Below are 18285 nucleotides of genomic sequence, written 5' to 3'. Positions count from 1 at the left end.
TCGGGGCGCGCGATGTATCACACTGGTGAGTTTATCGTATACGGCTCCAGCGGTGTATGCAGAGTTTTGGCAGTCGGCTCACCGGAAGCCGCGCAGGGCAGCCGGCCGCGCACCTACTATACCCTGCAGCCCGTTTACAGCTCTGAAACAATCTACGCACCCGTGGATTCCAGAGTGGCGATGCGGCCGGTGCTTACAAAAGCAGAGGCTCAGCAGCTGATTCGCTGCTTTCCTTCCATCCCAGAAGAACATATTGTGGAGGTGAAGAATGTTCAGACCCTTTCCCGCTACTATCAGGACTCCTTTCACGCCAACAGCTGCCGGGATCTGGTGCGCCTGCTCAAGACCATCCACAGCAGAAACAGCGCAGCCCGAAAAAATGGCCGGAGGCCCGGCAAGGTAGAGGGGCGCTACCAGAAGCGCGCAGAGGAGCTGCTCTATGGGGAGTTGTCCATCTCCCTCGGAATCCCGCTGGAGGAGGTCCCCCAATATATCCGGCAGGTATTGAAGGATGAGCCGCCTTCCGTACCCTGAGGCCCCTCAGCGGGCGGAGCAATGCTCCGCCCGCTGTCATTTTTTCTCGGGACGCATAGGATAGGAAAAAGGAGGTATCCCCATGCCTGTGATCTATCTTTCTCCATCCACACAAGAAAACAATCTCTATGTTACCGGAGGCACAGAGGAGGAATGGATGAACCGTCTGGCTGACGCAATGGAGCCCTACCTCACCGCTTCCGGCATCCGTTACAGCCGAAACACCCCTGACATGACGGCCGCGTCCTCGATCCGCGCCTCCAACGCAGGGAATTATGACCTGCATCTGGCGCTCCACTCCAATGCCGCGCCCGAGGGGCGGTATGGCCAGGTGCGGGGCATTCTGGTGTTCTACTTCCCTGGGTCCGCACAGGGCCAGCGGGCGGCTACGCTGATTGCTGACGGGCTGAAGAATATCTATCCTCTCCCGAACAATGTGCGCGCGGAGCCCACCACCAGTGTCGGCGAGGTGCGCCTGGTGCGGGCGCCATCTGTCTTTATCGAGCTGGGTTATCATGACAACCGGGACGACGCCGTCTGGATCACAAACAACCTGGACTCCGCCGCCCGCAATATCGTCCTCTCCCTGACCGAATTTTTCGGCCTGCCCTTCCTGGAGCCCATGCTGCCCAGGCCCGCTGTGGTGGATGTGTCCTGGGGCTATCTCAACATCCGCGACCGCCCCGATCCCGCCGCACCGGTCTTGGCCCGCGCCTATGACGGAGCCCGGCTGACAGTGCTCAATCAGTGGCAGGGCTGGTATGTGGTTCGCTTCGACAATTTGGTCGGCTGGGCCAGTTCTGACTTCATCACACTGATTTAGGAGGCCGCCATGGTAATCCATGTAGTACGGCCGGGGGATACGCCCTATAATCTGGCCCGTGAATACGGTGTCCCCCTTTCCTTTCTTCTGACGGATAATGGGTTGGAGCCCTCGGACACCCTGGTGGTAGGGCAGGCTCTGGTCATCCAGTTCCCGGAGCGCACCCACACCGTGCGCCCCGGTGAAACGCTGGACGCGATTGCCCGTCAATATGGAGTCAGCCTTCGGCAGCTGTATCGGAATAATCCTATTCTGGGCGGGCGCCCCCTGCTCTATCCGGACCTTACCCTGGTGCTCTCCTACCGGGGCACCAAAGAGGGTACCTTATCCGTCAACGGCTACGCCTATCCTTATATCGACAAAAGCCTGCTGCAGGCCACACTTCCCTATCTTACCTTTCTCACCCCGTTTACCTATGGTTTTACCCCCACAGGTGCGCTGGTCCCCCTGGACGACGAGGTACTGATCGCAATGGCGCTCCAGGCCGGTACCGCCCCTCTCATGCATCTGTCCACCCTGACGGAGGAGGGCGGTTTTTCCAATGACTTGGCTCATATTGCTCTGACCGACCTAACTGTCCAAAACACGCTGATAGACCAGATCCAGCGCACCCTGGAGGAAAAGGGCTATCGGGGGCTGGATGTGGATTTTGAGTATGTCTTTCCCGAGGACGCGGGGGCCTATGCCGCTTTTATCCGCCGTCTGGCCGCCCGCCTCAATCCATTGGGCTATCCGGTGATTGTCGCGCTGGCGCCCAAGACCTCAGCCACTCAGCAGGGGCTGCTCTATGAGGGCCATGACTTTGGCGCATTGGGGGCGGCAGCCAATGAAGTGCTGCTCATGACCTATGAGTGGGGGTATACATACGGCCCGCCTATGGCGGTGGCTCCCCTCCCCAACGTACGGCAGGTGGTGGAATATGCCCTCACTGAAATGCCTGCGGCAAAAATTTGGCTAGGTGTGCCGAACTATGGCTATGACTGGCCGCTCCCTTTTATTCGCGGTGAGACCAAAGCCCGCTCCATCTCCTCGGTACAGGCAGTGGAGCTGGCCCGCCAGCATGGCTCTGAAATCCAGTATGATGAGCGCGCCCAGTCCCCCTGGTTCCGATACACGGACGCCGCTGGTGTTGTACACGAGGTGTGGTTTGAAGATGCCCGCAGCATCCGGGCAAAGCTGGCCCTCATTCCCGAATATGGCCTGCGGGGCGCCGGCTATTGGAATGTGATGCGCCCCTTTCCCCAGAATTGGCGGGTACTCAACGGACTCTATCAGATTCGGGACCTCTGAAGCCGCCCCGTTTTTGGTCGATTTTTACGTTCATAAATTGTTCACAGCAAGTTTGAAAACGGTTCATCAATTCCATCTGAAATCTGGTATTATAATACTCGTCAGGATACCAGAGACAAAAACACATGACTCCTCCTCTCTTCCCTCTCTCTTTCAACACCAAGCACTGTCCTCCCGCGGGGCGGCAATCGCTCCCCGCGGGAGGGACAGACCAAAAGTTCCGCGTCCTTCGGGACGCGTTTTTTGATGTCAGGCATAAATTTCCCCCCAGACGGTCATACTGAGGGCGAGGTGATTTTATGTCCTACGTAAATCCCGCGATCCGCGACAAATTTGAATCCATGCCCGTTGATCTGAAAAACGCGATTCTCTCTATGGATGTGCGGCTTGAAAACATGTATGACCTGATGGCATGCCTGGAACGCATTATTGCGGAGGGAGAGAGCCATGCTTGACCACGCTGCGCTCACACCGGAAGCGCTGGATTACTTTCGCTCCCTTCCACTGAGCGACCAGGTCGCCCTGGATCACAGCAATCTCTCCTTCCGCACGCTGGAAGACCTTAAGGCCTACCAGGCACGCAACCTCCGGGATATCGACAGCGTGCTCTACCAGCAGCTGCCCGACCCCAGCATTCCCTCCAATTCCGCCCTGGATCCTTTGGATTCCCAATAAATCCCCTGCAAATCAGAAGCAAAACCGGAAGACAACTTTTGGGTATGTCTTCCGGTTTTTTCTCACCCGACCATTTTATATATACGTTCTTGGGGCAGTTGTCATGATGACAGCTGCCTCTTTCTCAGGTGAAATTTGCAGCAAAAATTTTATGGAGTCTTGACAAATGAACCGATAAACTTTCAATGGAAAAGTCCTGGTGCAGAGCTATGTTATGGACGAAATTTTTGAGAAGATGCAGAGCGGCTCCGCCGCCATCGGCGCCTACTACTACGGCGACTACCTGACCATGGCTGACATCAATCCCGACCTGGCCTTCTGCTTGCCCGAGGAGGGGACCCGTCTGAATCTGGCCTCCAACTGAACAGAAAAAGCGCGGAGCATTTCCCGCCAAAGTCTTTACACTTAAACCGGAGGGCATAGAAGAATAAATCTTCTATGCCCTCCGGTTTTTCTGCCTGGCATCTGTTAAAATTCGGAATCCCTGTTCCGCTTGGGATCAAGCCGCTCCAGGCACGCGCGTTCTTCGTCGGTCAAGTCCTCCATGACTGCATAATTCTCCCCAACAGGAAAGCCTGTATTTTCTACGACTTTCTCATAGGCAACGCCGGGATAAAGCAGAGAAAGCTCCAGCTTGCCCCCACGCTTTTCAAAAACGCACAGAGGGGTAAAGACCTTATCCACATTACCAAAGCTGGTAACAAAATCCACATGCTCCACAAAGGTCCGGGTATCGTGCTTTGTCCGCCACACCAGTGCCCGATGCGCATTGGGCACCAGCACTGCGCTGCCCGCGCCGCCGGGAAGCTTCACCTTCGGCTTTGCATAGGGGCCGATGCAGGAGTTGTTAAGGTGCGCGGTCTGATCAATCTGGACGCCGCCCAGGAAGGCGGTATCCAGGCGGCCGCGGGCCGCAAAGTCAAAAATGTCGGTCAGGTTAAAGCTGCACTTGGTTCCCTTGAAGAGGTTGTCGCCATCCGTAGAAATCCGAAGCTCCTCCGGGTGCATTTTATACCCGCCGGTGATGTTCACGTAATTCAGATTTTTTCCGTAGCAGCGGTCCGCCATCTGAATCGCGATATGAGGAATCGTCGAGGCCAGGCCATGGAAGACGCTCTCCCCTTCCCTCAGCTCCCGTGCGATGGCGGTCACCATCAAATCGGCCGTACGAGAAATGCTGTTCGAACTCATCAATGCTTCCCCCCTTCAATTCCCGCCGCGGCCAGGGCGGCTTCCGGCGTCTTGCCGTCCAGGAACGCGCGCAGCTCCTCCCGGTCCACATCGTAGCAGCCGCTGACCGCGCAGGGCCTGGCCCCGCCGGGCAGATGGACCACGGCAGTCGTCACCACGGCGGGAATGTCGGCGCGGTGCGGATCCTCGGCAAAATAGCTGCCGGGGACAATTTCTTCCGCGGTGAGGACGAGCTTTTTGGCCGCCCGTGCAATGGTCATATCCTCATAGCTGGGGCCAATGATGCAGGCGTTTCCGTCTTCATCCGCCTCCTGGACATGCAGGAACGCCACATCGGGTGCAATTGCCTGAATGGCCACCAGCTCCTCCCCGGTATAGGGGCAGGTGACGCTCTTAAAGCCCACCGCATCCAGCAGGTCAGAGCCCTTCATCCCACGAATGGGCAGGAAGGGCACGCCATAGATCGCCCCGCGCAGAGCGGTGATGACCGAATAGCAGGCGTTTTCATACGCCCGGACGGCTCCGGACTCCACGCCCTTCCGGTACCAGCGGCACAGTCCGAACTCCCCTTCATACCCCACGAAGCCGGCCGTAACCGCCTTTACTGCGCCGGCGGCACACAGCAGGTCAGCCTCATAGGCAATCGCGGTCTTGACCAGATGTAGCTCCTTGCGCCCCTGGCGGATCAGCTCCTTGACCGCCCCTACGGGAGAGCGGTAAAGAACATTTCCGCCAAAGGCCACGGTGTCCCCATCCTGTACCATTGCTACTGCGGCGGACAAGTCCATAAGTTTTGACATTCGATTTCCTCCTTTGTCTGTTTTTCAGAATGTTTTCTGTCTTCTCGGGTCTCCCCTATTTCACCATACCCGCCGCCAACTGCACCGGATCCCAGACATAGTTGAAGGGCGGGGCGTAGCCGAGGTCTGTCATGGCCAGCTGCGGGCAGGTAACGCCGGCGTCAATGGCCAAGGCGCACAGCTCAATACGGGCTGCCGCCCCCTCCTGCCCAGCCAGTTGGGCACCCAGCAGGGCCTTGGTTTCAGCATGGTAAAAGAGCTTAATGAACAGCTCACAGCCGCCTGGATAGTAGGGAGGCCTGGTATGCGCGGTGGTCTTGACCACCCGGACGGGAATGCCCGCCTCCTCCGCCTCCCTTTCATTCAGGCCGGTACGGGCCACCTCCAAATCCACAATCCGACACATAGAGGTTCCGAGCACCCCGGGCAGGCGGCTGTCCATCCCCACCAGCACCTCTCCAAGCACCTTTCCCTGCTTGTTGGCGTTGGTCCCCAGAGGCAGGTATACCTGCCTTCCGGTTATTTTGTTGGTAATCGTGGCGCAGTCCCCTGCGGCGTAAATATGGGGCACGCTGGTGCGCATCTGTCCGTCCACCAGCACCGCTCCATTGGGCAGCATTTTTACGCCGGAGTCCTTCAGAAAGGCCGTGTTGGGGCGCACACCCACGCTCAGGACTACCATCTGCGCGGGATAGGTCCCCCGATCCGTTACCACGCCTGTCACAGCGGTGGCTCCATCCAGCTCTTTCACGGCTTCTCCCAGCCGCAGAACCACATTATGCCGCTCCAGCGTCTGCACAATCAGCGGGGCAAAGTCTTCATCCATCACCATCATGGGGCGCGGCGCCATCTCAATGATGGTGACCCGCTTCCCCAGACGGACAAAGGACTCCGCCAGCTCCAGGCCAATATAGCCAGCACCCACAATGACCACGTCCTCTACGGCCGCCCGCTCCGCCCAGGCGCGGATTGCCTCCGCGTCCGCAATGGATTTCAGGGCGAAAACACCTTCCTTGTCCCGATTCCTGATGGGCGGAAGGATCGGAGCGGCGCCGGAGGCGACCACCAGCTCCTCATAGGACTCCTCCACCAGCTCTCCTGTGCTCAGATTGCGCGCTGTGACGGTTTGCCTGACGGCGTCCACCGCCACAGCCTCGTGTGCAATCCGCAGGTCAATGCCGCTGGCGAGAAACGCTTCCGGCTTGCGAATCCGGATTTTATCCGCATCATCGTTGACTCCGCCGATGTAATAGGGCAGCCCGCAGGCGCCATAGGAGGTTTCTTTGGTCCGCTCAAACACAACCACCTGCGCATCCGGCAGGCTGCGGCGGACCTTGGAGGCGGCGCTCATTCCCGCGGCGTCTCCCCCGATCATAACAACTTTCAAAAAATCACCTCAGCATAACAAAAACAAAGCCTGGTACAACCTCAAAAATGCGGAGCTGTGCGGATGTTCTCCGCACAGCTCCGCATTTTAAGTAGGATTTATCTGAGAGAACAGAGAGAGGTTAATGGATGAAAAGACTCGCCACAAAAATGATGGCCAGACTGATCACGGACTCCAGGAAACACATCAGGGTATAGGTCTTAAAGCCGCCCTGGGTGGTGAGACCGGAGATCTTGGTGGTAATCCAGAACGCGGAATCGTTGACGTGCGCGCCGCAGAGGGTACCGGAGAAGCCGGCCATGGCGATCAGGACGGGATTGGCGCCCGTAACGCCCATGGAGGCCACAATGGAGAGCGCGGTAATCATGGCTACCGTACCCGAGCCCTGAGCGACCTTCAGCAGAGCGGCAATGAGCCAAACGAAGAGGATAATCGGCATGTTGACGCTGCTGAGGATGCCCTTCAGCACATCGCCCACACCGGCCACGGTGAGGACCTGGCCCAGACCGCCGCCCACACCAGTAATGAGAAGGACGGTGCCCGCGGCGCCGACGGCCTTGTTAATGCTCTTTTCCACCTGCTTGAGGTCCATGCGGTGCTTCATCATGCAAACGACCATGGCGGCAATTGTGCCGCAGGCCATAGCGAATTCCTTTGAGCCAATCATCTGGATGAAATCAGGAACCATGGACACGCCGTCGGCGTTCTTTCCTACCACAGCGCCCCAAACCGTGTTGATGAGGATGAGGACGATGGGCAGGGCGATGGGGAGAATCGAAGCAAACATGCCGGGCAGCTTGCTCTCATCGCGCATCAGTTCCTTGGCACGGGCGGCCGCCTCGGCCTCCAGAGCTGGGTCATGCTCCTCACAGGTTTCAGGATTCCAGAAGCCCTTGCGGGAGAGGAACACGTTGTTGTAGATGAACATCGACAGCAGGAATGTGGGAAGGCCAATGGCGATGCCTACCGCGATGGTCACGCCGATGGGTACGCCCATCAGCTCGCCGCCGGTCATGGGACCAGGCGTGGGAGGAATAAAGGTGTGGGCAATGCCCAGGCCGGCCACCAGGCCGCCGACAAAGTGAGGCAGGATCTTCTGGGTGCTCTCCTTGGCCAGCGTCTTGGCCAGGGGCATCAGGATAACATAGCCGACATCATAGAACACGGGAATCGAGACGATAAAGCCGGTGGTGCCCATGGCATAGTCGGATTTCTTATCACCGAACACCTTGAGCAAGCCGTTTGCGATGGTCTGTACTGCGCCTACGTCAGCCACCAATTGCCCCAGCATTACGCCGAAGCCTACGGAAAGTCCGATGCCCTTCATCGTATTTCCGAAGCCGGTACTGATGGCACTGACTGTGTTCGTCATCCCCACGCCGCTGGCAATACCCATGAACATGGCTCCGATGAACATTGCGATAGCTGCGTTCATCTTGAACTTCAGGATCAGGACCAGAATGATGACGATTGCGATGACCAGCCATAGGAGAATGATTGGGGTTCCCATTATAAATGCCTCCTCTCAATATTTCAGAAGTCCTCGACTTCCGGTTCACACACAGGACCTTCTCTTTTTCTCTGCGCCCAGTTGGAGGTTCTTACAGGGTTTGGCGCCGATTATTCGACCACCGCGCCATAGCTGGCAGAGCGGACGAGCTTGGAGTAGCGGACCAGATAACCGTCGGTGACCTTCGGGGGATGCGGCACCCAGGCGGCTTTGCGCTTGGCCAGCTCCTCATCCGAAAGCTTTACGTTCAGGGTGCGCTTGGGGATATCGATTTCAATGATATCGCCGTCCTGAAGCAGAGCGATTTCGCCGCCCTCGGCAGCCTCGGGAGAGACATGTCCGATTGCCGCGCCGCGGGTAGCGCCGGAGAAGCGGCCGTCCGTGATGAGGGCCACCGTCTTGTCCAGGCCCGCGCCGCAGATGGCGGCCGTCGGGGTGAGCATCTCCCGCATGCCCGGGCCGCCCTTGGGGCCCTCATAGCGCACAATGACCACGTCGCCCGGAAGGATCTTGCCGGTCAGGATGGCGTCCACCGCGTCCTCCTCCATGTCGAAGCACTTGCAGGGGCCGGTATGGGTCAGCATCTCGGGAGAGACGGCGGCCTGCTTTACCACGGCGCCCTCCTTGCAGATGTTGCCGTGCAGGATGGCCAGGCCGCCCTCGTTGTAGAAGGCGTTCTCCATGGTGTGGATGACGTTTTCATCCTTAATGGAGCAGCCGGCCACATTCTCCGCCTGCGTCTTGCCAGTTACGGTGGGCAGGTTCAGGTCCACAAAGTCCAGCTTGGCGGTTTCCTTGATGATGGCGCCCAAGCCGCCGGCACGGTACATGTCCTCCATATACATATCTCCGCCGGGACGCATCTGAATGAGCTTTTTCGACTTTTTGGACAGCTCGTCAAAGTCCTCCAGCGTCAAATCCACCTTGGCCGCCTTTGCGATTGCCAACAGGTGCAGAATGGTGTTGGAGGAGCCGCCGATTGCCATGTCCACGGCGACGGCATTGATAAACGCCTGACGGGTCATGATGTCACGCGGCTTCACGTCGTTGGCGATCAAGTCCATGACCGTCTCACCCGCTCTGCGGGCCAGCGCCTTGCGCTTGGCAAGATAAGCCGGAATGGTGGAGTTCCAGGGCAGAGCCATGCCCAGGGCCTCGGCCATGCAGTTCATGGAGTTGGCGGTGCCCAGCAGGCCGCAGGCGCCGCAGCCAGGAGAGGCCTGGTCCTCCATCTCGTCCAGATCCTCCAGGGTGATGCTGCCAACCGAGACCTGACCCGCGGCCTCATAGAGGCGGGAGCCGTCGGTGCGGTTATCGCGGAACTTGCCTGCGTACATAGGCCCGCCGGCAATGAGGATGCTGGGAATGTTCAGGCGCGCGGCGGCAATGAGCATGCCGGGCGTGATTTTGTCGCAGTTTGTGATCATCACCAAAGCGTCCAGCTGGTGGCCCTCCGCCATCGCCTCAATGGAGTCGGCGATGATCTCGCGACTGGCCAGAGGATAGCGCATGCCGGAATGTCCCATGGCGATCCCGTCGCACAGGGCGATAACCGGGAATTCCAGGCCAACGCCGCCCTTGGAGGCAATTCCCAGCTTGACGGACTCGGCAATTTCGCGCAGGTGCACATGGCCGGGGTTTACCTCATTAAAGGAGTTGACCACGCCAACCAGCGGCTTTTTGAGGTCCTCGTTGGAAAGGCCGGTCGCCTTGAGCAGGGAACGCTGTGTGGCACGCGTCACGCCATCTTTTACCTGAGAACTTCTCATACTTCTCCTCCTTGTTCTTATTTGCCCTCAGCCGCTTTCCTGGCATCAAGGATCTGGTAGCAGATATCAATGATCTGGTCTTCTTGGCCGCCGATGACCTTGCGCTTGCCCAGCTCGGTGAAGATTTCACGGGCGGGGATTCCATAGCGCTCAGCCGCTTCCTTAGTGTGGAGATAGAAGCTGGAGTAAATACCGTTATAGCCCAGTGTAACCGACTCGTTGGTAATCTCCAGGGTGTGCCGAATCAGCGGCCGGACATACTGCTCCGCCACGTCCATCAGGGCGTAGAGGTCGGCGCCGGTCTTTACTCCCATCTTGTCCAGCACGGCGGTAATGGCCTGGATATTGCCGTTGCCGCAGCCTGCACCCTGCCCTTCCAGCGTGCCGTCCAGATAGGCCGCGCCGCACTCCGCGGCGGTAATGGCGTTGCCGACGCCCAGGCCCAGGTTGTTGTGCGTATGTACGCCAACCGGGCAGTCCACCACGGCCTGAACCGCCTGCATGCGATCACGGACCTGCTGAGGAGTCATGGCGCCGGAGGAGTCCGCCATATAAATCACGTCGGCGCCATACTCACGCGCCATCTTCGCCTGCTGAGCCAGGATCTCAGGCGTCGTCATATGGCACATCATAAAGAAGCAGATGGTCTCCAGGCCCAGCTTTTTGCCCAGCATGATGTGCTGCTCGCCGGCAGTCACCTCCGTGCAGTGAACCGCCACGCGGACGATATCCAGGCCCTCGTCCACCGCCATGCGCAGGTCGTCCATCGTGCCAAGTCCGGGCACCAGCAGTGTGGCCAGCTTGGTGTTTTTTAATACCTTGCGGGCGGAGGAGAGCATTACTTTATCGGTCTCCTTGGCAAAGCCGTACTCCAGGATGGAGCCGCCGATGCCGCCGCCATGGCCCACCTCGGCGGCATAGACGCCGCCCTTTTCCAGGCCCGCGCAGATATCCGTGATGTTCTGGGCGCTGTACTGGTGGGAAACCGCATGGCTGCCGTCGCGCAGCGTGGTGTCAATCAGACGAATGGAAGATTTCAGTTGGCTCATTTTCAGAACGCTCCTTTCAGCATAGCTTCGGCATAGAGTTCGCCGACCTTGACCGCCGAGGAGGTCTCCATATCCAGGTTGCCGGCATAGGGAGGCAGGAAGTCGCCCTGGCCCTGAATCGTAACCGTGGTGGTCACGATGCCCGCGTCGTAGACCGGACGGAGCGCCAGCTCATATCCGGGGACATAGGTCTTAATCTGATCCACCATCTCGTAAACCTCTTTCCGGACCGCCTCAAGGTCCACCTTGTCCGGATCCTTGGGAATACAATAGATAGTGTTGCGCATGGGGGGCTCGGGCAGAGCCGGCGTAAATACGGTAAGCACCTTGGCGGTTTCCGCCCCGCCGATGTCCCGCAGCGCCTTTGCCGTTGTACGGGTATACTCGTCGATGTTCCGGCGGGTACCGATTCCGGCGCTCTGGCTGGCCACAGCGGTGACCACCTCGGCATAGTGGATGTCCATGGCGTTATGGATCGCCCACACAATGGGCGTCGTGGCCTGGCCGCCGCAGGTAATCAGGTTGACGTTGCGCAGCTTCTTGGAAATGCAGTCCTGCATGTTCACCATGGGGGTGACCATCTCCCCTACAGCGGCGGGTGTCAGGTCGATTGCGATCTTACCCAGCTTATCCAGCACAGGGGCGGCAGTCTCAATGTGCGCCCGCGCGGTAGTGGCGTCGAAAACGATATCCGCCATCTCCGGGTGCTCCTCCAAATAGTGAACGCCGTCCAGCGAGGTGGCAAAGCCCAGATTCTTGGCCCGCGTGATTCCCTCCGAGTCCACCACGCCCAGCATGACTGACATCTCCAGGACCGGACTACGCATGACCTTATACATCAGGTCAGTACCGATGTTTCCAGGACCCAGAATGCCTACCTTGATTTTCTTCTGCTCCATTTGCGTTTCCTCCTTTTCCGATATTCGGAATTAGATTCCATATATCAAGGCGTAAAAGACTGTCTTCCGCCTCAATATCAGCTTAAAACCATTTTGTTCTCAAAAGGATTTTTGAACTTTGCTCTGTCTTAATATAGATTATTTCACCAAAATACTTTAAGTTTTCGCTTTCTATTTTTGCTGTTTTTTATTTTCATCTACCAAATTGCACGATTTAGTTTTTATGTTTCGAAAAAAATTGTGCATCTTTTCTTTTTATATAACCTAACACTCTTTTGAAAAAATATCAACACTTTTTCCTTATTTCAAATAATATTTCCGTATATCAGAAAAATAGACTTTACATCCTGTCTGAAATCAGATAGAATCAAACCATCGAATCCCTGTTGTCGAGAACAATCTGTGAGATGGAGGAATTTTATCATGATGGATCAAAAGCTTGTTCAGATGCTGGCGTCCGAGCTGCTGCAGGCCGAGGACACCGCAACCCCCATTCCCCCGCTGACCGACCGCTACCCGGACATCACAATTCCCGACGCCTATGCCATTCAAAAGGCAGTCATTGATTTGAAAACTGCACGCGGTGAAACAGTGATCGGCAAGAAAATCGGCCTGACCAGCCAGGGAATCCGCGACCAGGTGGGCGTTCAGGAGCCGGATTACGGCGTTATGACCAGCGCTGGTGTTGTCAACGACGGCGAGTGTATTGATATATGCAGGATGATCTGCCCCCGGATTGAGGCAGAGATTGTTTTCGTCCTCAAAAAGACCCTGGATAAGGACTACATCACTGCCTGGGATGTGATTGACGCCACCGCCGGCGTGATGCCCGCACTGGAAATTGTGGACAGCCGTATTCAGGACTGGCGGATCAAGATTCAGGATACGATTTCCGACAGCGCCTCCTATGCCCGGGTCGTAACCGGCGGCAACAAGCTGGTCCCCATCAATGATCTCGACCTCTCCATGGTGCCGATGGCCTCCTTCCGGAACGGCGAGCTGATGTTTACCGGCTGCGGCGCAGCCGTCATGGCCAGCAATCCGGTCAACTCCGTGGTTTGGCTGGCTAACAAAATGAAACAGTACGGAACCCCCCTCCAGGCCGGTGAGCTGATTCTCTCCGGCGCCTTTACGCCCGTGTTTGACTTCCGGCCGGGCGACCATGTGTTTGTCCGCTTTGGCCCTTTGGGCAATGTCTCCCTCAGCGCGAAGGCCTGAGCAGGCCCGGCATATCAATTGCAAAAAAGTACGGCGCTTTATCTGAACAGATAAAGCGCCGTACTTTTTCAATTGCCGCATTATATTTCGCTGTAGCCCAAATCCCGTGAAATCTGACGCGCGGTATTTTTTACATCCGCGATGAGCACGTCCAGCGAAGCGGGAACCCGGTTCACCGGCATGGAAATGCTTACCGCCCCGGCACACACGTCCCGCCCGCTGGAAAAGAAGGGCGCGCCGCAGCAAAAAAGCCCCATTTCACCCTCCTCGTTCTCAATGGCGTAGCCGTCCCTGCGCACGACCTCCAGCTGCTCCCACAGCTGTTGCTCCGTGACAATAGTATTGGGGGTATACCGCTCAAATTTGATCTGGGAAATGATATGTCTCTGTTCTGCCTGCGGCTGGTAGGCCAAAATACACTTGCCGCAGGCTGTGATCTGTATTTTTCGCGTGCCGCCCACATTGGGGGTGGCAAAAAAGCTGCGGTTTGCATTGATTTTTGAAATACACAAAATTTTATCCGTCCCCGTGCTGACAGACAGGTTGGTCGTTTCATTATACCGCTGAGACAGCTCTGTTAAGTACGGCTTCGCCACATTGGCCAGCTCATTGTAGAGCCGGACCTTATTGCCGAGGATAAAGCAGTTCAGCCCAAGGCGGTATTTCCCGTTCTCGCTGTTCTGGCTGATATAGCCCACGCTCTCCAGCGTGGTCAGTATACGGTGGGTCGTGCTTACAGGCATCTCCAGATGCGCTGCAATCGTGCTGATTCCCAGCTCATAATTTTCGAACGTGAACAGGTCCAGAATCGCCGCCGCCTTAACAATGGACTGATTCAGATATTTTTGATTAAAATTGCCGGAACGTTTCATATTATCCGTCCTTCCGGGGAAACAAAGAATCTTTTCTTTTTCTTATACTAGCAAACCCGGAAGCGGATTGCAACGCTATTTTCCAAATTCGTACGAAACGATAAAGTCAATTGGTTCCATGAAAGCGGAAATATCCGTCCTGCAGCGGTGCTACACGCAGCCTGCACCGGCCTGGAGCGCCTTCTCATTCACAGCCGCCAGCCGCTCCTTGGGGCCGTGAAACAGCTCCCGCAAAAGGTTTCGCAGCGTATCCATCTCTAAAAATCCGGCAGCAGCGGCATAGGCGCCTACCATCACCATGTTGGCGGTTTTGGGATATCCCAGTTCATTGGCCACGTCATTGCAGGGCACATAAATGGTTCTGCCCCTTCGCTCCACCCGGCGGGACACAATGGAGCTGTTTACTAGAACCATGGAATCAGGGGGCGCTATAGGTACATATTTGCAAAAGGACAGCTCGTTCATCACAATCAGCTCATTGGGCTCAGTCACGACAGGGGTAACAACCTCCTCTTCTGAGAGGACGCAGCAGCAGTTGGCGACACCGCCGCGCACCTCGGCCCCATAGGAGGGAAGCCAGGTGGCGTTCATCCCCTGCACTACCGCGGCCTGCGCAATCAGCTTCCCAATCGCCATGACGCCCTGCCCGCCGAAGCCGGCCACAAGCAGTTCATGGGTCATACCACATTCCCCTCCCTTCTGCAATCCTTCACCACGCCAAGGGGATAGTAGGGAATCATGTTTCCCTTCAGCCAGTCAATCGCTCCTGCCGGGTCCATCCCCCAGTTGGTGGGACAAATGGACAGCACCTCCACGAAGGTGAAGCCCGCGTTCTCCTTCTGAAGGAAAAGCGCTTTTTGAATGGCCCGTTTGGCCCGGTTCAGATGCGGGATATCCACCACGGTCACCCGTTCGGCATAAGCGGTGCCGTCCAGTGTGGACAGCAGCTCCGCCATGCGGATGGGGCTTCCGCATTGGCTCGGATCACGCCCCCACGGCGCGGTGGTCGCCCGCTGCCCCACCATCGTGGTGGGCGCCATCTGACCGCCTGTCATGCCGTAAATCGCATTGTTAATAAAAATCGTCGTGATTTTCTCGCCCCGCATTGCCGCGTGGACGATCTCCGCCGTACCGATGGCCGCCAGATCTCCGTCCCCCTGATAGGTGAATACAGTCCGGTCCGGGAGAACGCGCTTGATGCCGGTGGCCACGGCCGGCGCCCGGCCGTGGGCGGCCTGCTGCATATCGCAGTTGAAATAGTCGTAGGCATAGCCGGCACAGCCCACCGGAGCCACCCCAACGGCGTTCTCCAGCTCCCCTAGCTCTACCAGGCTCTCCGCCACCAGCTTGTGGACCAGGCCATGGGTACAGCCCGGGCAGTAGTGCATCGGCTTGTCGGTCAGGCCCTTTGATTTTGCATAGATGATTGCCACTGTGCTCACCTCCATTGTTCCAGAAAGGCTCTGGCTTGCTCCGCAATCTCATGGGGCGTCGGGATAACGCCCCCTGCGCGGCCGAAAAATCCCACCGGCTTGACGCCTTCCACGGCCAGGCGCACGTCCTCCACCATCTGCCCCAGGCTCAACTCCACCGTAAACACCGCCCGGACCGAGGTGCGCTCCGCCAGGGCGCACAGCCGGGTCGACGGATACGGCCAGAGGGAAATGGGGCGCAGGAGCCCACAGCGGATCCCCTGCTTCTCCAGCTCCTTCATGGCGGCCGCTGCCAGTCGCGCAGTCGTGCCGTAGGCCACGAAAATGAGCTCTGCCTCCTCGGTTCCCCGCTCTTCCCAGCGGACCTCGTTTTCCTCCATGGCGCGCCACTTCTCTGCCAAATGGAGATTATGTACCTCCAGCCCGGTGCCGTCGCTCCGCCACGAGTTTATGATATTTTTCCCCCGCTTCCCCTCCGTCGCAGTCGTGGCCCAACGCTTGGGTGGTAGCTCCCTCCTGGGAATCTCGTGCCAGACCATACCCTCCATCATCTGGCCTATCATACCGTCCATGAGGAGCAAAACAGGATTTCGGTATTGGTCGGCGATATCGAACGCCTCTTGTGTTAAATCCGCCGCCTCCTGCACGGTGCTCGGGGCCAACACCACGGTGCGGTAGTCCCCGTTGCCGCCGCCTCGGGTCGCCTGGAAGTAGTCGCCTTGGGCAGGCTGGATGGTCCCCAGTCCGGGCCCGCCCCGCATGACATTTACAATCACAGCCGGCAGCTCAGAGCCCACCAGATAAGTAATACCCTCCTGCTTCAGGCTGATTCCGGGGGAGGATGACGAGGTCATCACCCTGGCACCCGCTCCCGCCGCGCCATAGACCATGTTGATGGCCGCCACCTCAGACTCAGACTGGAGGAAGCAGCCTCCCACCTCGGGAAGATGGGCCGCCATATACTCGGGAATCTCATTCTGTGGTGTGATGGGATAACCAAAAAAGTACCGGCATCCCGCCAGGATAGCCGCGCGGGCCACCGCTTCATTTCCCTTCCAAAGCTCCTTTTGCGCCATGTTCTCCCCTCCTTACTGCTTTTCCACCGTGATGGCGGAATCCGGACACATCCGTGCGCAGCACCCGCAGGCGATACATTCTTCCGGCCTGCTGACCACCGCCACATGGTATCCCTTGCTGTTTACTGCGCCTTGTTCCAGTACCACAATACCCCTCGGGCAGACCAGGGTACAGAGCCCGCAGCCCTTGCACACCTCCCGGTCAAAGCTCACTTTTGCCGTCATTGTCCTCCTCCTCCCAGGGCTTTCTCATATAAATTTGAATGGGGAACACTTCCCCGCTCAGCCGACCGCTCATTTCCTTCACCAGCTTCCGGTGTACCACATGGCAAGCAACCGGGATTCCTGTCCGTGCCGCAATCTCCTCCGCCAGAACCGCCCCTTGCAGGACGTCCTCTGGGGCGGTTTCTCCGCAAAGATGCGTATTATTTACAATTCCCGTAACGTCCAGGCCCAGCACGGAACAAATCTGCTCCAGACAGGCCGCGGCCTGCTCCGTCGTCCCTGTCTCCGGGCGGTTGGCGTTGAGTACAAACAGCACCTTTGTCTCCGACCGGTCAATTTCCGCCCGAAAGCGCGCCAGCGCCCTGGCCCCCACCTCATCGCCTCCCAGGTCAATTACGCCATAGCGTGTTTTGTCCTGAAATACGGCAAAGAGCTCCGCCGGCAGCGCCGGCACGTCATTTTCCGGCCCCAAAAGGCTGGAGCTGATCAGACGCACCCCATGTTTTCCCAACTCCCCCTCCCGCTCACGGGCACGGAAGTAAGGGTTTACGATATCCAAATCACAGAGCGCACAGGGCCTTCCGCTACGCCCAAGGGCACAGGCCAGATTCACTGAAAACTCCGTTTTTCCGCTGCCGTAATGCCCAGTCACAATCGTGAGCCGCTTTTCTCCCAGCTTCATGGTTCCCTCCACTCCATATCATGTGATGTTATATTAATTCATCATACATCATATGTCAAGCGCTTTGTCGAATCTCTTGCATTTTAAGGCCGGATTCTTTATAATGATGTTATTATAAGGACGAGGGAGGGTATATTGTGGCCGGAAAAAGCCTATCAGAACGTACTGCCGACGCCATTTATGAGCTGATTATCAGCGATTCGTCTCTGAAGGCCGGCGATAAACTCCCAAACGAAAACGAGCTTTCCCTCCATTTCGGCGTCAGCCGTACTACTTTGCGGGAGGCCATCCGTTTCCTGGTGGCGCAGGGCATCCTCGAAATCCGCCGGGGCAAGGGTACTTATATTCTCTCTGCGGAGGTTCCCCCGTTGGGCTGTGATTTTGCCTCCTTCCAGCAGACCCGGATTCAGGTGCGGGACCTGTTTGAAGTGCGGCTAATGTTTGAGCCCCAGGTCGCCGCCCTTGCCTGCCAGCGTGCGGATGAGCAGGAGCTGGAGGAGATCTTCCGCCGGGCGGACGAGGTCGCGGACCAGGCTGCGGCCGGGGAAAATTGGCCTGAGGCGGACGAGCGTTTTCATGCCGCCATCGTGGCCGCCTCCCACAATGACTTTCTCTCCAACCTGCTGCCAATCCTCAACCGCGCCTTCTCCGAGGGCTGCCAGCTCATGGGCCGCAATCTGCGCGCTCTCTCAGACACGGTGCTCCGCGACAATGAGCTGCTGATTGAGGCCTTCCGCCTCCGCGATGCAGTAACCGCCAAGGCGGCCATGGAAATTCACCTGACCCATGTCATCCGCTCCCTTGAGATAGGAGAGGTGTAAAGCTCCCTAATAAATCAAAAAGGCGCTTTTC

General features: G+C 57.6%; 21 protein-coding genes. 8 read left to right on the top strand and 13 right to left on the bottom strand.

The window, feature by feature from the left end; genetic code table 11:
• The first annotated feature begins 12 nt into the window (after positions 1 to 12).
• The 6 genes from H9Q75_RS01585 to H9Q75_RS01560 all read left to right on the top strand — a co-directional run bounded on the left by H9Q75_RS01585 (position 13) and on the right by H9Q75_RS01560 (position 3686).
• On the top strand, positions 13 to 534 hold the full coding sequence (locus H9Q75_RS01585; RefSeq protein ID WP_186564408.1) for a CarD family transcriptional regulator: 522 nt from the start codon (positions 13 to 15) through the stop codon (positions 532 to 534).
• Positions 535 to 616: 82 nt separating this feature from the next.
• Positions 617 to 1357, top strand: a complete 741-nt coding sequence (locus H9Q75_RS01580; RefSeq protein WP_186564407.1) for an N-acetylmuramoyl-L-alanine amidase — start codon at positions 617 to 619, stop codon at positions 1355 to 1357.
• 9 nt (positions 1358 to 1366) lie between these two features.
• Positions 1367 to 2647: a glycosyl hydrolase family 18 protein gene (locus H9Q75_RS01575; RefSeq protein ID WP_186564406.1), complete on the top strand. Its 1281-nt coding sequence runs from the start codon at positions 1367 to 1369 to the stop codon at positions 2645 to 2647.
• Between the two features lie 299 nt (positions 2648 to 2946).
• Positions 2947 to 3102: a hypothetical protein gene (locus H9Q75_RS01570; RefSeq protein ID WP_186564405.1), complete on the top strand. Its 156-nt coding sequence runs from the start codon at positions 2947 to 2949 to the stop codon at positions 3100 to 3102.
• Positions 3095 to 3322: a hypothetical protein gene (locus H9Q75_RS01565; RefSeq protein ID WP_186564404.1), complete on the top strand. Its 228-nt coding sequence runs from the start codon at positions 3095 to 3097 to the stop codon at positions 3320 to 3322. Before H9Q75_RS01570 ends, H9Q75_RS01565 begins: the two co-directional genes overlap by 8 nt.
• Positions 3323 to 3536: 214 nt before the next feature.
• On the top strand, positions 3537 to 3686 hold the full coding sequence (locus tag H9Q75_RS01560) for a hypothetical protein (protein ID WP_243200638.1): 150 nt from the start codon (positions 3537 to 3539) through the stop codon (positions 3684 to 3686).
• 104 nt (positions 3687 to 3790) lie between these two features.
• Here the strand turns inward: H9Q75_RS01560 and H9Q75_RS01555 are convergent, their stop codons facing one another.
• From H9Q75_RS01555 to H9Q75_RS01525, 7 genes are all read right to left on the bottom strand, one after another.
• Complete coding sequence (locus H9Q75_RS01555) at positions 3791 to 4513, bottom strand: CoA-transferase subunit beta (protein WP_186564403.1); 723 nt, start codon at positions 4511 to 4513, stop codon at positions 3791 to 3793.
• Positions 4513 to 5313 (bottom strand): CoA transferase subunit A, encoded by an 801-nt coding sequence (locus H9Q75_RS01550; RefSeq protein WP_186564402.1) that lies wholly within the window; start codon positions 5311 to 5313, stop codon positions 4513 to 4515. The genes H9Q75_RS01555 and H9Q75_RS01550 overlap by 1 nt, the downstream gene beginning before the upstream one ends.
• Before the next feature lie 55 nt (positions 5314 to 5368).
• Positions 5369 to 6700 carry a CoA-disulfide reductase gene (locus H9Q75_RS01545; protein ID WP_186564401.1) on the bottom strand — a complete coding sequence of 444 codons (1332 nt, stop codon included), beginning with the start codon at positions 6698 to 6700 and terminating at the stop codon, positions 5369 to 5371.
• A gap of 121 nt (positions 6701 to 6821) precedes the next feature.
• Entirely contained in the window at positions 6822 to 8210 is a 1389-nt protein-coding gene (locus H9Q75_RS01540; protein WP_186564400.1) for a GntP family permease, read from the bottom strand.
• A 110-nt stretch (positions 8211 to 8320) separates the two neighbouring features.
• Positions 8321 to 9979 (bottom strand): dihydroxy-acid dehydratase, encoded by a 1659-nt coding sequence (gene ilvD, locus H9Q75_RS01535; protein WP_186564399.1) that lies wholly within the window; start codon positions 9977 to 9979, stop codon positions 8321 to 8323.
• Between the two features lie 17 nt (positions 9980 to 9996).
• Positions 9997 to 11028, bottom strand: coding sequence for a 4-hydroxy-2-oxovalerate aldolase (dmpG, locus tag H9Q75_RS01530; protein ID WP_186564398.1), 1032 nt, complete (start codon positions 11026 to 11028; stop codon positions 9997 to 9999).
• 2 nt (positions 11029 to 11030) lie between these two features.
• Positions 11031 to 11927 carry an acetaldehyde dehydrogenase (acetylating) gene (locus tag H9Q75_RS01525; protein ID WP_186564397.1) on the bottom strand — a complete coding sequence of 299 codons (897 nt, stop codon included), beginning with the start codon at positions 11925 to 11927 and terminating at the stop codon, positions 11031 to 11033.
• Between the two features lie 423 nt (positions 11928 to 12350).
• Between H9Q75_RS01525 and H9Q75_RS01520 the strand changes: the two genes are divergently transcribed.
• Positions 12351 to 13145, top strand: a complete 795-nt coding sequence (locus H9Q75_RS01520) for a 2-keto-4-pentenoate hydratase (RefSeq protein WP_207720729.1) — start codon at positions 12351 to 12353, stop codon at positions 13143 to 13145.
• An 80-nt stretch (positions 13146 to 13225) separates the two neighbouring features.
• Here H9Q75_RS01520 and H9Q75_RS01515 read toward each other — a convergent pair whose 3' ends face one another.
• The 6 genes from H9Q75_RS01515 to H9Q75_RS01490 form a co-directional block, all read right to left on the bottom strand.
• Positions 13226 to 14017, bottom strand: coding sequence for an IclR family transcriptional regulator (locus H9Q75_RS01515; RefSeq protein WP_186564396.1), 792 nt, complete (start codon positions 14015 to 14017; stop codon positions 13226 to 13228).
• Between the two features lie 150 nt (positions 14018 to 14167).
• Complete coding sequence (locus H9Q75_RS01510; RefSeq protein ID WP_186564395.1) at positions 14168 to 14698, bottom strand: 2-oxoacid:acceptor oxidoreductase family protein; 531 nt, start codon at positions 14696 to 14698, stop codon at positions 14168 to 14170.
• Positions 14695 to 15450, bottom strand: coding sequence for a thiamine pyrophosphate-dependent enzyme (locus H9Q75_RS01505; protein WP_186564394.1), 756 nt, complete (start codon positions 15448 to 15450; stop codon positions 14695 to 14697). The genes H9Q75_RS01510 and H9Q75_RS01505 overlap by 4 nt, the downstream gene beginning before the upstream one ends.
• 5 nt (positions 15451 to 15455) lie before the next feature.
• Complete coding sequence (locus tag H9Q75_RS01500) at positions 15456 to 16526, bottom strand: 3-methyl-2-oxobutanoate dehydrogenase subunit VorB (protein WP_186564393.1); 1071 nt, start codon at positions 16524 to 16526, stop codon at positions 15456 to 15458.
• Positions 16527 to 16538: 12 nt separating this feature from the next.
• The gene (locus H9Q75_RS01495) at positions 16539 to 16751 is read right to left on the bottom strand and encodes a 4Fe-4S dicluster domain-containing protein (protein WP_186564392.1); all 213 of its coding nucleotides are present in this window, start codon (positions 16749 to 16751) and stop codon (positions 16539 to 16541) included.
• Positions 16729 to 17433, bottom strand: coding sequence for a nucleotide-binding protein (locus H9Q75_RS01490; RefSeq protein ID WP_186564391.1), 705 nt, complete (start codon positions 17431 to 17433; stop codon positions 16729 to 16731). The genes H9Q75_RS01495 and H9Q75_RS01490 overlap by 23 nt, the downstream gene beginning before the upstream one ends.
• Before the next feature lie 137 nt (positions 17434 to 17570).
• Here H9Q75_RS01490 and H9Q75_RS01485 point away from each other — a divergent pair, with 137 nt between their 5' ends.
• Positions 17571 to 18254 (top strand): FadR/GntR family transcriptional regulator, encoded by a 684-nt coding sequence (locus tag H9Q75_RS01485; RefSeq protein ID WP_341480877.1) that lies wholly within the window; start codon positions 17571 to 17573, stop codon positions 18252 to 18254.
• Positions 18255 to 18285 lie beyond the last annotated feature (31 nt).

It is taken from the genome of Lawsonibacter celer, assembly GCF_014281125.1.
Lineage (GTDB): Bacteria > Bacillota > Clostridia > Oscillospirales > Oscillospiraceae > Lawsonibacter_B > Lawsonibacter_B celer.
This window is presented reverse-complemented; position numbering and strand designations above follow the sequence as displayed.

Coding starts and splice junctions, on each gene's coding strand:
- H9Q75_RS01585 (WP_186564408.1), top strand. CDS start 13: ATGTATCACACTGGTGAGTTTATCGTATACGGCTCCAGCGGTGTATGC.
- H9Q75_RS01580 (WP_186564407.1), top strand. CDS start 617: ATGCCTGTGATCTATCTTTCTCCATCCACACAAGAAAACAATCTCTAT.
- H9Q75_RS01575 (WP_186564406.1), top strand. CDS start 1,367: ATGGTAATCCATGTAGTACGGCCGGGGGATACGCCCTATAATCTGGCC.
- H9Q75_RS01570 (WP_186564405.1), top strand. CDS start 2,947: ATGTCCTACGTAAATCCCGCGATCCGCGACAAATTTGAATCCATGCCC.
- H9Q75_RS01565 (WP_186564404.1), top strand. CDS start 3,095: ATGCTTGACCACGCTGCGCTCACACCGGAAGCGCTGGATTACTTTCGC.
- H9Q75_RS01560 (WP_243200638.1), top strand. CDS start 3,537: ATGGACGAAATTTTTGAGAAGATGCAGAGCGGCTCCGCCGCCATCGGC.
- H9Q75_RS01555 (WP_186564403.1), bottom strand. CDS start 4,513: ATGAGTTCGAACAGCATTTCTCGTACGGCCGATTTGATGGTGACCGCC.
- H9Q75_RS01550 (WP_186564402.1), bottom strand. CDS start 5,313: ATGTCAAAACTTATGGACTTGTCCGCCGCAGTAGCAATGGTACAGGAT.
- H9Q75_RS01540 (WP_186564400.1), bottom strand. CDS start 8,210: ATGGGAACCCCAATCATTCTCCTATGGCTGGTCATCGCAATCGTCATC.
- ilvD (WP_186564399.1), bottom strand. CDS start 9,979: ATGAGAAGTTCTCAGGTAAAAGATGGCGTGACGCGTGCCACACAGCGT.
- dmpG (WP_186564398.1), bottom strand. CDS start 11,028: ATGAGCCAACTGAAATCTTCCATTCGTCTGATTGACACCACGCTGCGC.
- H9Q75_RS01525 (WP_186564397.1), bottom strand. CDS start 11,927: ATGGAGCAGAAGAAAATCAAGGTAGGCATTCTGGGTCCTGGAAACATC.
- H9Q75_RS01520 (WP_207720729.1), top strand. CDS start 12,351: ATGATGGATCAAAAGCTTGTTCAGATGCTGGCGTCCGAGCTGCTGCAG.
- H9Q75_RS01515 (WP_186564396.1), bottom strand. CDS start 14,017: ATGAAACGTTCCGGCAATTTTAATCAAAAATATCTGAATCAGTCCATT.
- H9Q75_RS01510 (WP_186564395.1), bottom strand. CDS start 14,698: ATGACCCATGAACTGCTTGTGGCCGGCTTCGGCGGGCAGGGCGTCATG.
- H9Q75_RS01500 (WP_186564393.1), bottom strand. CDS start 16,526: ATGGCGCAAAAGGAGCTTTGGAAGGGAAATGAAGCGGTGGCCCGCGCG.
- H9Q75_RS01495 (WP_186564392.1), bottom strand. CDS start 16,751: ATGACGGCAAAAGTGAGCTTTGACCGGGAGGTGTGCAAGGGCTGCGGG.
- H9Q75_RS01490 (WP_186564391.1), bottom strand. CDS start 17,433: ATGAAGCTGGGAGAAAAGCGGCTCACGATTGTGACTGGGCATTACGGC.